The 13,202-nt window shown below is 47.1% G+C and carries 13 protein-coding genes and 8 tRNA genes; 1 reads left to right on the forward strand and 20 read right to left on the reverse strand.

The features are described 5' to 3' along the window. Positions 1 to 19: 19 nt before the first annotated feature. From Selli1_RS12485 to murB, 20 genes are all read right to left on the reverse strand, one after another. Positions 20 to 100: transfer RNA gene (locus Selli1_RS12485), tRNA-Leu, on the reverse strand. 71 nt (positions 101 to 171) lie between these two features. Next, positions 172 to 244, reverse strand: a tRNA-Lys gene (locus Selli1_RS12490). Positions 245 to 262: 18 nt separating this feature from the next. Next, a tRNA-Gln gene (locus tag Selli1_RS12495) sits at positions 263 to 334 on the reverse strand. Between the two features lie 20 nt (positions 335 to 354). Continuing rightward, a tRNA-His gene (locus Selli1_RS12500) sits at positions 355 to 428 on the reverse strand. Between the two features lie 7 nt (positions 429 to 435). After that, positions 436 to 509: transfer RNA gene (locus Selli1_RS12505), tRNA-Arg, on the reverse strand. 36 nt (positions 510 to 545) lie between these two features. Beyond that, positions 546 to 616 (reverse strand) — tRNA-Gly (locus Selli1_RS12510). A gap of 34 nt (positions 617 to 650) precedes the next feature. Beyond that, a tRNA-Pro gene (locus tag Selli1_RS12515) sits at positions 651 to 725 on the reverse strand. A gap of 64 nt (positions 726 to 789) precedes the next feature. Further along, entirely contained in the window at positions 790 to 1,299 is a 510-nt protein-coding gene (locus tag Selli1_RS12520) for a metallophosphoesterase family protein (RefSeq protein ID WP_087167139.1), read from the reverse strand. 3 nt (positions 1,300 to 1,302) lie between these two features. Continuing rightward, positions 1,303 to 1,896: an RdgB/HAM1 family non-canonical purine NTP pyrophosphatase gene (rdgB, locus tag Selli1_RS12525; protein WP_087255322.1), complete on the reverse strand. Its 594-nt coding sequence runs from the start codon at positions 1,894 to 1,896 to the stop codon at positions 1,303 to 1,305. A 26-nt stretch (positions 1,897 to 1,922) separates the two neighbouring features. Then, positions 1,923 to 3,083, reverse strand: coding sequence for a THUMP domain-containing class I SAM-dependent RNA methyltransferase (locus Selli1_RS12530; protein WP_281873147.1), 1,161 nt, complete (start codon positions 3,081 to 3,083; stop codon positions 1,923 to 1,925). Between the two features lie 171 nt (positions 3,084 to 3,254). Beyond that, positions 3,255 to 3,458, reverse strand: coding sequence for a hypothetical protein (locus Selli1_RS12535; protein ID WP_087255319.1), 204 nt, complete (start codon positions 3,456 to 3,458; stop codon positions 3,255 to 3,257). Between the two features lie 314 nt (positions 3,459 to 3,772). Then, positions 3,773 to 4,243 (reverse strand): DUF1700 domain-containing protein, encoded by a 471-nt coding sequence (locus Selli1_RS12540; protein WP_087255316.1) that lies wholly within the window; start codon positions 4,241 to 4,243, stop codon positions 3,773 to 3,775. 3 nt (positions 4,244 to 4,246) lie between these two features. Beyond that, positions 4,247 to 6,367, reverse strand: a complete 2,121-nt coding sequence (locus Selli1_RS12545) for a glutamine synthetase III family protein (protein ID WP_281873149.1) — start codon at positions 6,365 to 6,367, stop codon at positions 4,247 to 4,249. 75 nt (positions 6,368 to 6,442) lie between these two features. Next, on the reverse strand, positions 6,443 to 7,309 hold the full coding sequence (gene fba, locus Selli1_RS12550; protein ID WP_281873150.1) for a class II fructose-1,6-bisphosphate aldolase: 867 nt from the start codon (positions 7,307 to 7,309) through the stop codon (positions 6,443 to 6,445). 26 nt (positions 7,310 to 7,335) lie between these two features. After that, positions 7,336 to 7,407, reverse strand: a tRNA-Glu gene (locus Selli1_RS12555). Positions 7,408 to 7,456: 49 nt separating this feature from the next. After that, entirely contained in the window at positions 7,457 to 8,440 is a 984-nt protein-coding gene (locus Selli1_RS12560; RefSeq protein ID WP_281873151.1) for a diacylglycerol/lipid kinase family protein, read from the reverse strand. 122 nt (positions 8,441 to 8,562) lie between these two features. Further along, positions 8,563 to 8,820, reverse strand: a complete 258-nt coding sequence (locus Selli1_RS12565; protein WP_087167132.1) for an HPr family phosphocarrier protein — start codon at positions 8,818 to 8,820, stop codon at positions 8,563 to 8,565. After that, on the reverse strand, positions 8,817 to 9,782 hold the full coding sequence (gene whiA, locus Selli1_RS12570; protein ID WP_087255310.1) for a DNA-binding protein WhiA: 966 nt from the start codon (positions 9,780 to 9,782) through the stop codon (positions 8,817 to 8,819). Before whiA ends, Selli1_RS12565 begins: the two co-directional genes overlap by 4 nt. 2 nt (positions 9,783 to 9,784) lie before the next feature. Next, positions 9,785 to 10,663 (reverse strand): RNase adapter RapZ, encoded by an 879-nt coding sequence (gene rapZ / locus Selli1_RS12575; RefSeq protein ID WP_087167130.1) that lies wholly within the window; start codon positions 10,661 to 10,663, stop codon positions 9,785 to 9,787. A 31-nt stretch (positions 10,664 to 10,694) separates the two neighbouring features. Further along, positions 10,695 to 11,627, reverse strand: a complete 933-nt coding sequence (gene murB, locus Selli1_RS12580) for a UDP-N-acetylmuramate dehydrogenase (RefSeq protein ID WP_191436482.1) — start codon at positions 11,625 to 11,627, stop codon at positions 10,695 to 10,697. Positions 11,628 to 11,792: 165 nt separating this feature from the next. Between murB and Selli1_RS12585 the strand changes: the two genes are divergently transcribed. Beyond that, entirely contained in the window at positions 11,793 to 13,073 is a 1,281-nt protein-coding gene (locus Selli1_RS12585; RefSeq protein ID WP_087167128.1) for an HlyC/CorC family transporter, read from the forward strand. Positions 13,074 to 13,202 lie beyond the last annotated feature (129 nt).

Consider the following 13,202-nt stretch of genomic DNA (forward strand, 5'->3'; position numbering starts at 1 on the left):
TATTTCGGGCTTTTGCGACTGCGGATGACAGGAATCGAACCTGCACGTCATGGACACCAGATCCTAAGTCTGGCGCGTCTGCCAGTTCCGCCACATCCGCGTACATTAATCCGGCCTTATTTTGCAAGGCCTCAGATAAAAGAATAGACAAGCAGTACTGCTTGTCTAAAGTGAGCGTGCGGGGATTCGAACCCCGGACAACTTGATTAAAAGTCAAGTGCTCTACCGACTGAGCTACACGCCCGTATAATATAATTCAAACCTGGGCTAGTTGGATTCGAACCAACGAGTGCAGGAGTCAAAGTCCTGTGCCTTACCGCTTGGCGATAGCCCAACAGCCCATATTGGGACTAGGGTGGATACAGGGATTCGAACCCTGGGCCTCCAGAGCCACAATCTGGCGCGCTAACCAACTGCGCTATATCCACCATGAAACGTGCCTGCGGGGATTCGAACCCAGGACCTACGGCTTAGAAGGCCGTTGCTCTATCCAGCTGAGCTACAGACACATTGTATAGTTCTTAAAGCATATCCTGCTTTAAGAAAGCGGGTGATGGGAATCGAACCCACGTATCCAGCTTGGAAGGCTGGTGTTCTACCATTGAACTACACCCGCAGATCGCAATATTGATTCCTGTCTCTACCAGGAATCGGGGTGACAGGATTCGAACCTGCGGCCTCCTGGTCCCAAACCAGGCGCTCTAGCCAAGCTGAGCCACACCCCGTTTTTTCGTCTCATCTGTTTTTTCCTGACGACAAAAGTTATTATATATGAACTCCTGATATTTGTCAACAACTTTTTTCATTTTTTTCTACATATCTGATTTCACCCGTCACAGTGCCGTCTTCTGCCATCTCCAGAACAATATAACTCGGCAGCCGGTTCTCCTGCCGAGGGTAGGTAAGGCTGCCCGGATTCATGATAATCATGTCTTTTTCAAACTTCAGACAAGGCTTGTGTGTATGGCCGAAAATAACAATGTCCGCTCCTCTTGCTCTTGCCTCTCTTCTGAGATGATCCAGAGTCATGGATACAAAATAATGATGTCCATGTGTCATAAAAATTTTGTGCGTCTCCATCTGTATTTCCACTTCCGGCGGAAGCTCACCAAAGAAGTCATTGTTTCCGGCTACCACGTAGGCCGGGCATCCGCTTCCATACTGAATTTCCCACTCTCTTCCTTCAACATCACCTGCATGAAAGAGAAAGTCTACCGGTTTCTCCTGTTCCAGAACCTTCTCGAAATTCGTATGTATTTTATGAGTATCACTTACTACCAGGATTTTCTTTTTTTTCATCCACTATCTCTCCTCTATCATCTTCTTCATCTGCCGGAGCCCTCTTCCCCTGTGGCTGATTTCATTTTTCTTTTCCGGCGGAAGCTCTGCCGTAGTGCATCCGTACTCAGGCAGGTAAAAGATCGGATCATAGCCGAATCCGTGTTCACCTTTGATTTCATAGCCGACTCTGCCCTCGATTATACCAAGTGTTGTCTTCTCCTCTCCATCCGGAAAGACTGCTGCAATCGCACATACAAACCGTGCGCTCCTCTTTTCATCCGGCACACCCTCCATACGTCTTAGGAGTTCACCATTCTTGATATCATAGGAAGTATCTTCCCCCATGTATCTGGCAGAATAGATGCCCGGCTCCTTGTTCAGATAGTCGATTTCAAGCCCTGAATCGTCCGCCATCACAATATCGTCCGGCAGAAGCGCATGAACTGCTCTCGCCTTAATCAGCGCGTTCTCCTCAAATGTAGATCCATCCTCAACGATTTCCGGGTTCACCCCTGCCTCTTTCATGGAAAGTATCTCCATGCCAAGGTCTTTTAAAATCTCCCTGATCTCCACCATCTTATCGGCATTGCCTGTGGCAAATACAATTCTGCTCATCTTACTCTTCCTTCTTTCTCCTGTTTTTATACACCCTGCTCCTCTTTTTTCCTTCTTGGCGGCTTCGGCCCCATAAACTGGTAAAAATAGGTCTTGATCATTCCATTGTAAATCTTGCGGTTCTTATCCGCCTTTCTTCCAAACCACCGCTCTGTGTCCTCATAGCTTGTGATCATATAGGCCGACCAGTCTTTCAGCCCGCGGAAGCTCTTTCCAAAATCCTGATAGATCTGCGGGAGTGTCTCCTTTTCCTCCAGACGTTCTCCATAAGGCGGATTGGTAATAATGAATCCGTACGGCTTTGGATGTCTCAAATCCCTGACCGCCCTCTGCTGGAAGTGGATCAGATGGTCTACCCCTGCGTTTACCGCGTTTTTCCGGGCGGTACGGATGACTTCCGCATCAATGTCATATCCCTGGATGTCTGCGGTCACATCCTGTCTGATCCTGTCCTGCGCCTCCGTAGACGCCTCATACCAATGCTTTTTCGGGATCAGATTGCCCCAGTTCTCCGCAGTAAACTCCCGGTTCATTCCCGGCGCAATGTCTGCCGCCATCATGGCTGCCTCAATCACGAAAGTCCCGCTTCCGCAGAACGGATCTACCAGAATCCGGTCCCTCTTCCAGGGAGTAAGCAGAATCAATGCCGCCGCCAGTGTCTCTGAAATCGGAGCCTTTCCGCTCTGCGGACGATATCCCCTCTTGTGCAGAGATTCTCCCGTCGTATCAATCCCCACTGTCACAACATCTTTCTTGATAAAGACACGCACCGGATATTCACTTCCATCTTCCGGGAACCAGTTCTTATGATAATGTTCCTTCATCCGCTCCACCATAGCTTTCTTCATGATAGATTGGATATCAGACGGACTGAACAGCCGGCTTTTGACCGATGCTGCCTTTGCGACCCAGAATTTTCCGTTCTCCGGTATGTACTGCTCCCACGGGATCTGCTTCGTCCCCTGAAAGAGCTCTTCAAATGTACCCGCCGAAAATTCGCCCGCCTTCAGAAGGACCCGCTCTGCGGAACGCAGGAACAGATTTGCCCGGCACAATGCCAGCTCATCCCCGTAAAAGGACACCCTTCCGTCCTCCACCTGTGAAATCTCATAACCGAGATCCCGGATCTCTCTTTTGAGTACCGCCTCCAGGCCGAAGTGGCACGGTACAACGTATTCTATCTGCATATTGCTTCTCCATTTCCGATTTTCTTCTTACTATATCTTACGTGCTGTCCGCCCGCTTGTCAATAAAGTCTTTTTTTTACCAGATGCTGCCGTTCCGGACTCCCCACAAAAAAACCTCCCCGCTTTCTTAGTGATGAAAGCGGGGAAATTCTGTTTCCTGAGACCATATTCCTAATAGTTGCTGTTGTTGTAATCGCTGTAGTCCTTGGTATGACAGTCTGTTGTCTTATTTGTGTTTTTGTTTTTTGCAGCGTTTTTCGTACGGTCTGTCTGTTTGCTGTTCTGAGTGTGCATATTTCCGTAAGAAGAGCTGTAAGAATTGTTCTCGCTGTTGTTTTTGTTCATATTATTTGTGTTTTTGTAGTTTTTTGCCATTTCCATGTCCTCCTTATTGAATTATGGTACGCTTTTAGTATGCTCGGTTTAAACTAGTTTATACACTTGCGTTTTTCCAAAAAGTGGACAGGAAAAATAAGATTTTCTTCCGATTCTTTAGTATTTTTTAACATTTTGCTTGCTTTTTTCTTTATCTTATATTATACTAACTTTTGTAGAAAGCAGGCTTTCTACACCCCTTATTAATTATTTATACTCCCCTCAAAAGACCGGTGGCTCCCCCATCGGTCTTTTATTTTAAGTTTCTGAAATAAGGAGGTACTGCCGCACAGACAGTACCTCCTTTTCTTTTGTTATCGCCCTCCCATGATGCGGAGAACGAGAATAAGAATCAAAAGCGGCAGTGCAAATGGCAGCACAGCAGCAATCAAGCCGGTCACAATCGATACGATAATCAGAAAGACAATGATGACGCCGGCAAAAAACAAGAGTCGCTTCCACCATGTGTCAATCCCCATCAGGTGAAGAATCGGATGACGGATCTCCTTTTCTTCCTCTTCTTCTGTATACATACTCTGCCCGGAACCGTAGGCACCGGAGGTGCCGCCGTAGTAGTCCCGTTCATTTTCAGCGGAATTAATGATCGTGCGGGCAATCACCCAAGGATCGCCGAGCATATCCAGTATCTCCTGCTCCGTTCTGCCGTTTTTTATCTCGCTTCTTATATAAGAATCATAGTATTCGATATTCTCCTGAACCGCCTGCGCATTCAGATCGTTTTCGAGAGCTTCGCGCAGTTTATTCAAAAATTCGCTTCGATTCATCTCTTATACCTCAAAAATCAAATCCCCGTAAGACGGCATCGGCCAGATTTCCTTATCCACAATCATTTCCAGTCTGTCAACCGGAATTCTGAGTGCTTCCATGGCCGGAACTACCTGTTCGTGGAAGTATTCTGCCTGTACCTTCCCTTCTTCTTTGGTGGATGCCTCCTGTGTCACCTGCTCCAGTGTGGTGAGTGCTGCTTTTGCCTCTTTTAAGAGGCTGCTTGTTTCAACCAGAAGATCTCTTTGCACCTCAGCGTCTACACCTGCCTGTACCACTGCGTTGACAGTCTCAGCCAACGTCTTTGTTCCGCGGATTACCGCTGGAATAATGTGTTTGCTTGCAATATCAATCATCGTACGGGCTTCAATATTCACCGCTTTTGCATAGGCTTCATATTTGATTTCCGCACGGGAATCCAGTTCCGCTCTTGTAAATACATGGAATTTTTCAAACATTTCCACGTTTTTATCTGCTACAAGCGCCGGAATCGCGTCCACCATGGACGGAAGATTCGGAAGCCCTCTTCTTTCCGCCTCTTTTACCCATTCTTCTGAATAACCGTTGCCGTTGAACACAATCTTCTGATGCTCCGTCGCATATTCCTTGATCAGATCATGTACAGCCTGTTCAAAGTCCTCCGACTGTTCCAGAATGTCGCAGGCATCGCAGAGAGCCTCTGCCACAATCGTATTTAATACGATATTCGGCGCAGCCGCAGAATCTCTGGAGCCGAGCATACGAAATTCAAACTTGTTACCTGTAAAGGCAAACGGTGAAGTTCTGTTCCTGTCTGTCGCGTCCTTATTCAGACCCGGAAGCGCTTTAACGCCTGTCTGGAGCTTTCCGCCTTTAATACTGTGTGTCGCATTTCCAGAAATAACAAGCTGTTCCAGCACATCCTCCAGCTGTTCTCCAAGGAAGACGGAGATGATTGCCGGCGGCGCCTCGCTGGATCCAAGTCTGTGGTCATTTCCCGGATCTGCCGCAGACTCTCTTAAAAGGTCCGCATGTCTGTCTACCGCTCTGAGCACACAGAGAAGCATCAGAAGGAACTGAATATTCTCATGAGGTGTTTTTCCCGGATCCAGAAGATTTTTCCCGTCATCGGTTATCAGAGACCAGTTGTCATGCTTTCCTGATCCATTCACTCCTGCGAACGGCTTCTCGTGAAGCAGGCAGTGAAGTCCCTGCCGTTCCGCTACCTTTTTCAACGTCTCCATAATCAGCTGGTTGTGGTCAACCGCCACGTTGCACTCTACATAAATCGGAGCCAGCTCGTGCTGGGCCGGAGCAACTTCATTGTGCTGTGTCTTTGCAGTCACGCCCAGTCTCCAGAGCTCCTCATTGACTTCTTTCATAAATGCCGCGATCCTGGCGCGGATGCTTCCGAAATAATGGTCATCCAGCTCCTGTCCTTTCGGAGGCATTGCTCCAAAAAGTGTACGGCCTGTAAATACAAGATCTTTTCTTTTCAGATATTTTTGCCGGTCTACAAGGAAATATTCCTGCTCAATGCCGACCGACGGCTTTACGCGCTTTGACGTCGTATTTCCGAACAGGCGCAGAAAGCGCAGTGCCTGTTTATTAATTGCTTCCATCGATCTGAGAAGCGGTGTCTTCTGATCCAGCGCTTCTCCGGTATAAGAGCAGAAAGCAGTCGGAACATAGAGAATACATCCATTTTCGTCTTTCTTCACAAACGCAGGAGACGTAGGATCCCATGCAGTATATCCGCGGGCTTCAAATGTAGCCCGAAGTCCTCCTGACGGGAAAGAAGATGCATCCGGTTCCCCTTTGATCAGTTCTTTTCCCGAAAAGCTCATCAGCACCTTTCCATTCGCCATCGGTGCAGAAATAAAGGAATCGTGCTTTTCCGCCGTGACCCCGGTAAGAGGCTGAAACCAGTGCGTATAATGTGTGGCTCCTTTTTCTATTGCCCATTCTTTCATCTCATGGGCAATCACATCCGCTGTAGCAATATCCAGTTCTTTTCCCTCTTCGATCGTCCGTCTCAGCTCTTTGTAAATCTTCTTCGGCAGACGCTCCTGCATTACGGTATCGTTAAATACATTTTCCCCGAAAATCTCTGCTACATTGATCACCTTTTTGTTGTCCTCCATGCTTTCTCCTCCATATTCTTTATACAGAAAAAGGCACTCCATACAAGTGGAATGCCTTTTATTCTCTTGTTTCGATTATTCAGCTTTTCCAACAGAGCCGAATAATTCCATTTTTTCTTTTACTTTTTCAACGATAGCTTCTGCACCCGGTTTTAATAATTTACGAGGGTCAAAGCCTTTCTTTTCTTTGTCTTTACCTTCTTCGATGTATTTGCGTGTAGCTTCTGCAAATACAAGCTGGCATTCTGTATTTACATTGATCTTTGCCACTCCAAGGCTGATTGCCTTTTTGATCATGTCATCCGGAATACCTGTACCTCCGTGAAGTACCAGCGGCATATCGCCTGTAAGTTCCTGGATTGCATCAAGAGTTTCAAAGCTCAGTCCCTGCCAGTTTTCCGGATATACTCCGTGAATGTTTCCGATTCCGGCTGCAAGCATGTCAACGCCGAGATCAGCGATCATCTTGCATTCCTGCGGATCTGCACATTCGCCGGCTCCGACAACACCGTCCTCTTCGCCGCCGATGGAACCAACCTCTGCTTCCAAAGACATTCCTTTTTCCTTGCAGATGGCTGCAAGTTCTTTTGTCTTGGCTACGTTCTCCTCGATCGGGTAGTGAGAACCGTCAAACATAATGGAAGAAAAACCTGCTTCGATGCATTTCTGGCATCCTTCGTATGTACCGTGGTCTAAGTGAAGTGCAACCGGAACTGTGATTTTCATCTCTTCCAGCATGCCGTTAACCATTCCGACTACTGTTTTAAAGCCTGTCATGTATTTTCCGGCACCTTCGGACACACCCAGGATAACCGGGGATTTTGTCTCCTCTGCCGCTGTCAGAATCGCTTTTGTCCATTCCAGGTTGTTAATATTGAACTGACCTACTGCATAATGTCCTGCTTTTGCTTTTTTTAACATTTCTGCTGCTGATACTAACATAATTTTTCCTCCACTTCTCTAAGATATGACCCCCAGGGGAATCGAACCCCTGATTCCACCGTGAGAGGGTGGCGTCTTAACCGCTTGACCAGGGGGCCATGTGCCAGTGAAGAACACGTCTGTGTTACCTCACTTGCTTATTGTATACTATTTTTCCGAAATATACAAGTCTTTTTTTTCGTTATTTTCATCATTATTTTCAGACAATTCTTCGTACGGATGATGAATCAGCTCCTCGGCCTTTTCTTCCGGAACCATAATACACAGTTCCTGCTGTCTGTTTTTGATCCGTACCCTGTCAAATTCCCCTCCGAATTCTCCGTCCAGCGTCCATGGAATCTCTTCAAGGGACTCAAAAGTTATTGTTTTTGCTTTGATATTATAAATATAGGTGGAGTTTTTCTCCTTGCTCATCAAAGCGGCGACAATGCTCTGAAGCTCTAGAAGATTTTTCGGTGATCTGATAAGGGTTGCTTCAAATTCTCCGTCGTCAAACTCCACTTCGTCGCCGAACATATTGCGGAACCCTCCCATGGATCTGGAATTTGTCACGGAACAGAATAGAAAATCATCCTCGATCTCTGTCTCATCGTATGTCACCTTGACATGATAGGACGGAATATCAAACAGCCGTTTCGCACCTTCCAGCAAGTATGCCAGATGTCCGAGCATGTTCTTCATTTCCTGCTTCGTCTGATAGGAGACGTCGGTAAACAGACCGAAGGCCGCCACATACACGAAATAATCATCGTTGAACTGGCCGATATCACAATGAAACGGCTTGCCGTTGACCGCTGCGTCAGCCGCGCTCAAAAGATCTTTTGGAATATGAAGACTGTTCGCAAAATCGTTGGTCGTACCTGTTGGAATGTATCCGACCGGTATCCTGCTTCCCCGCTTCATCATTCCGGTAACAACTTCATCCAGTGTTCCGTCCCCGCCGCTGCACACGACGATATCATAATCCTCTTTGAATTTCATGACTTTTTTGTATGCATCGTGATAACTCTGTGTCGGATAAATCACAACTTCACATCCGCTTTTTACGAACAGATCCACGATGTCAGATAATTTCGGCTTCAAAAGCCCTTTTCCTGCATTGGGATTATAAATAAATAAAATCTTTTTCATCTCCTGCTGCCACCTTTACTAAAACCTCTTGCCTGTTTGCTGAAACGACAGGAAAAGGATGTTAACCTTCTTGACCGGCAACACCCTTCTCATTCTCTCCTGTTTCTATGTATGTCACGGAACTATCTTGCATGTTCCAGGAATTTCTCAATGCCATTTGCTGCTGCTTCTTCGTCGACGCCTTCTGCAACCACCGTCAGATCTTCGCCCCCGCTTAATTTCAGGCTCATCATGCCCATAATGCTTTTCGCGTTGATCTTCTTGCTGCCGATCTCAATGAACACACGGCTTTCATACTGACTTGCCTCCTGTACAAGCAAAGCGATCGGTCTTGCATCCAATCCGTCGTCACATTTGATCTTCAATGGTTTCTTAATCATTTTGTACCTCCTTGAACTCCATTTGCTTTTCTTAACTTCTCAGCAATTTCGCCTAGACGGCGCAGCCTGTGGTTGACTCCGGACTTGCCAACCGGTTCCGGCATCAGCTCTCCAAGCTCTTTCAATGTCGCTTCCGGATACTGCAGACGGGCCATGGCCATATCCCTCAATCCATCGGAAAGCTTTTCAAATCCCATATGATCTCTGATATATTCGATATCTTCCATCTGCTTGACTGCAGCGGACACGGTCTTCTGAATATTGGCGGTTTCACAGTTCACCTTACGGTTTACCGAGTTCCGCATCTCTTTCAGAATCCGGATGTTCTCAAATTCCATAAGGGCAACCGGCGCATCCATCACATTCAGTGCAAGTGAGATCTGAGTGCCTTCTTTTAAATACACGACAAACGACTTCTTCCGTTTCACCACTTTTGCGTCCATCTCAAAGCCATGCATCATCTTCTGAAGAAGAGTTGCCTTTTCCCCGGACGCACATACAATTTCAAAATGATAAGATTTGTGCGGGTCACTCATGGATCCCGCTGTCAGAAAGGCTCCTCGAAGGAATGCCCTTTTGCAGCACCCGTTCTGGAAAACGAGACTGCTCACTCCGGAAAATCCCGCCTGTTTTTCTGGATCCCTGACAAGCTTTGCCGCCTGCTGAATTCTGTCGGTATGTTTCCGGCCTCCTACTGTTATCAAATATAAAATACTTTTTTTGTCCTGATTTCTACGGATAGAAATTTCAGCCTTTATATTAAACGCTTTTTCCAATAATGTAAAGTACTTTCTTGCAACTGCAATATTTTCCGTGCTGAGCCTTAAGTATGTCTGCTCCCCTTCTTCCAGAGATGCTCCGGCCGAAAAACACAGAATTGCCGCGCATTCTGCAATCTGGCAGTGTCTTGCGCTGCTTATCTGTCCTGCCAGCTCCTCCTTTACCTTTCCTGAAAATGACATCTTTATATTCCTTTCACCCGGGCATCCTTTTCAATGTCCCTGTGCTCGATCTTCAGCCCGTATCCTTCTTCCTGTTCCAGGGCATAGTACAATGCGTTGGCAAGCGTGACAGACCTGTGTTTGCCTCCGGTACACCCGATCGCAATGACAAGCTGGTTTTTTCCCTCCGCCACATAGTTCGGAATCAGAAACTGTACCATGTCCGTCAGTTTATCGAGAAAAATCCTTGCAGTTTCGCTGTTCATTACATAGTCCCTGACCGGAGCATCATTTCCGCTCATCGGGCGCAGCTCCGTAATATAGTACGGATTCGGAAGAAACCGTACATCAAACACCAGATCCGCATCCCCGGGAATTCCATATTTGAAACCAAAGGAGAGTATCGTCACATACAGATTTTTATAGTTTTTGTTCTCCACAAAAATCTTATGGATTTCGGCGCGAAGCTCTCTTGTAAGCATCTGGCTTGTATCAATGATATAGTCCGCCTGCTGTTTCAGAAACACAAGCCGCCTTCTCTCTTCGTCAATGCCTTTATCCACCCTGCCCTCGCCGGCAAGCGGATGGCTCCGTCTCGTCTCCTTATACCGTTTGATCAATGCCTGATCCGAAGCGTCAAGAAACAGGATTTCGAATTTTACGCCCTTTTCTCTCAGCTTTTCCAAAGTCTCCTGAAGCTGTACAAATTTCTGACTGCTTCGGATATCAATTCCAAGCGCCACCTTCGTGTATTCTGATCCCGGGAGGATCAGCATCTCCATAAATTTCGGCAGAAGCGGGACCGGCAGATTATCCACGCAGAAATATCCTACATCTTCCAGCATCTTAAGCGCTGTTGATTTGCCCGCTCCCGAAATGCCCGTCACAATTACAATCCGCATATTTCATACCGCCTTTTCTTTCTTGTGTCTCTTATCTTTCGTCCCGTCTGTCCCTGAATTCTCCAATCCTTCTTACTTCCGGCTCCAGCCTGACACCGAATGCCCGGTATACCCGGTCCGATACTTCCTGCATCAAACGGTTCACATCCTCAGCTGTAGCCCCGCCTTTGTTGATCACGAAACCGCTGTGCTTTTCCGATACCTGCGCTCCTCCGACCGTAAATCCCCGAAGACCCGCATCCTGAATCAGTTTCCCGGCAAAATATCCTTCCGGTCGCTTAAATGTGCTCCCTGCGCTCGGGTACTCCAGAGGCTGCTTGGTGATCCTTCTCTGCTTGAAATCCTCCATTTTCATAAGGATCTCCTCCCTGCTTCCTTTTTCCAGACGGATGCATGCCTCCAGCACAATGCAGCCACGCTTCATCACGGCGCTTGTCCGGTATCCGAATTCCAGTTCATCCTGTGAAAGGACAATCGTATTTCCGTCCCGGTCAAGAGCCGTCACCTGTACAATAACATCTTTCATCTCCCCGCCGTAGGCTCCCGCGTTCATGACCGCAGCTCCTCCGATCGTTCCGGGAATTCCGGATGCAAACTCAAATCCGGCAAGTTCATTCTCCAGTGCCGCTGCCGCAATCTGGCTCATCAGGGCACCTGCCTGTGCCCGGATTTGCTCTCCCCGGACTTCAATTCCCGACATTTCCCTGCCGATCGCGATAATGACACCCCGGTATCCGTCATCGCTCACCAGAAGATTACTTCCGTTTCCAACGATATAATACTGGACTCCCTCTTTTTTACAAAGCTCTGTCAGCTTTTTGATTTCTTCGCTGTCTGATGGTGAAACAAAGTAGTCTGCCGGCCCGCCGACCCTGAAAGTCGTATGTCTTGCCATCGGTTCCTGCTCTTTTACCCGTTCCGGTGCCGTACATCCACACAGTTTCTCATAAAATTCTCTGTTCATATTCATCTGCCTATTCTCCAAAATGTTCTTTCCATCATAGTCTGTTTCCATTTCATTGTCTTATCATACATCAAAGACTGTTCAAATTCAATGAACTCTTGCAAATTCAGGAAAAATACGATAGTATAGAAATCAGTATTATTTATCAAAAGGAGTGAACTTTTCTTGGACTCGAGTACAGTCATACAAATTGTAATTCTCATATGTTTACTGGCGTTTTCCGCATTCTTTTCTTCCGCGGAGACATCTCTTACTACGGCTAACAAGATCCGTATGCGTTCTCTGGCAGACGAGGGAAACAAGCGTGCAAAAATGGTGCTCTGGCTTTCCGAGCATTCCCCTCAGATGTTGACTGCCATCCTGATCGGAAACAACGTTGTCAATCTTTCCGCCTCATCCCTTACTACGAGTATTGCTTATCAATTCGGCGGCTCCGCAATTGTCGTCGCCAATGCAGCGATCACCATCCTGATCCTGCTTTTCGGAGAGATTACGCCAAAAACGACCGCGACACTGTATCCTGAAAAGATCTCTTTGATTTACGCGCCGATTGTCAAGTTTTTTACCAGAATCATGTCACCGCTCGTTGCCCTGATCAATCTGCTTTCCAAAGCAGTACTTTTTCTTCTTCACATCGATGCGAATGCTCAGAGCCGTACCATGACGGAGACTGAACTTCGTACCATCGTAGATGTCAGCCACGAAGACGGCGTCATCGAATCCGAAGAAAAAGAAATGATCTACAATGTATTTGATCTTGGAGACGCCAAGGCAAAAGATGTCATGGTCCCGAGAGTCCATGTGACATTTGCCGATATCAACAGCACCTACGATGAACTGATCGAGATCTTCCGCGAGGATAAATTCACACGGCTTCCGATCTACGAAAATACAACGGACAACGTGGTTGGTACTATTAATATGAAAGATCTTCTTTTATATGACAACACAAAAGAATTTCATGTCCGTGATATTTTGCGGGACGCATACTTTACTTATGAATATAAAAATATCTCCGAGCTCCTTGTCGAAATGCGGGAGGCCAAATTCAACATCGCGATCGTTCTCGACGAATACGGCGAGACGGCCGGCCTCATCACACTGGAAGATATCCTCGAGGAAATTGTAGGGGAGATTCATGACGAGTATGACGAGGATGAAGAAGAGGACGTAAAAGAACTGGGAACTCATGAGTATATTGTAGAGGGCTCTACCAACCTGGATGACCTGAACGATGAGCTTGGGCTGAATCTGGAATCTGATGACTACGATTCTCTTGGCGGCTTTATCATCGAGCATCTCGACCGCCTTCCTGCTGCCGGTGACGAGGTCACGACTGCGGACGGCGTCCGCCTGGTAGTGGAAAAGCTGGATAAAAACCGTATCGAGAGTGTCCATGTCTATCTTCCTCCTCACTGGATCCATCCGGACAAAGAGGAAAACTGATAAAACCATGACCACCCGTCCAACGGGTGGTTTGCACTGAGGCTATAAGCCTCTACTACTGGCCAGCGCCTAAAGACGCTGGCTTTCACTTTGTTCAAGCCATCTTGCCTTTGCCTCTTTTGCTACCCC

Source organism: Sellimonas catena (assembly GCF_027924685.1).
Classification (GTDB): Bacteria; Bacillota; Clostridia; order Lachnospirales; family Lachnospiraceae; genus Sellimonas; species Sellimonas catena.

Coding starts and splice junctions, on each gene's coding strand:
- Selli1_RS12560 (WP_281873151.1), bottom strand. CDS start 8,440: ATGAAAAAGATTTTATTTATTTATAATCCCAATGCAGGAAAAGGGCTT.
- Selli1_RS12545 (WP_281873149.1), bottom strand. CDS start 6,367: ATGGAGGACAACAAAAAGGTGATCAATGTAGCAGAGATTTTCGGGGAA.
- whiA (WP_087255310.1), bottom strand. CDS start 9,782: ATGTCATTTTCAGGAAAGGTAAAGGAGGAGCTGGCAGGACAGATAAGC.
- Selli1_RS12530 (WP_281873147.1), bottom strand. CDS start 3,083: ATGCAGATAGAATACGTTGTACCGTGCCACTTCGGCCTGGAGGCGGTA.
- rdgB (WP_087255322.1), bottom strand. CDS start 1,896: ATGAGCAGAATTGTATTTGCCACAGGCAATGCCGATAAGATGGTGGAG.
- Selli1_RS12535 (WP_087255319.1), bottom strand. CDS start 3,458: ATGGCAAAAAACTACAAAAACACAAATAATATGAACAAAAACAACAGC.
- Selli1_RS12565 (WP_087167132.1), bottom strand. CDS start 8,820: ATGATTAAGAAACCATTGAAGATCAAATGTGACGACGGATTGGATGCA.
- rapZ (WP_087167130.1), bottom strand. CDS start 10,663: ATGCGGATTGTAATTGTGACGGGCATTTCGGGAGCGGGCAAATCAACA.
- Selli1_RS12540 (WP_087255316.1), bottom strand. CDS start 4,243: ATGAATCGAAGCGAATTTTTGAATAAACTGCGCGAAGCTCTCGAAAAC.
- fba (WP_281873150.1), bottom strand. CDS start 7,309: ATGTTAGTATCAGCAGCAGAAATGTTAAAAAAAGCAAAAGCAGGACAT.
- murB (WP_191436482.1), bottom strand. CDS start 11,627: ATGAACAGAGAATTTTATGAGAAACTGTGTGGATGTACGGCACCGGAA.
- Selli1_RS12520 (WP_087167139.1), bottom strand. CDS start 1,299: ATGAAAAAAAAGAAAATCCTGGTAGTAAGTGATACTCATAAAATACAT.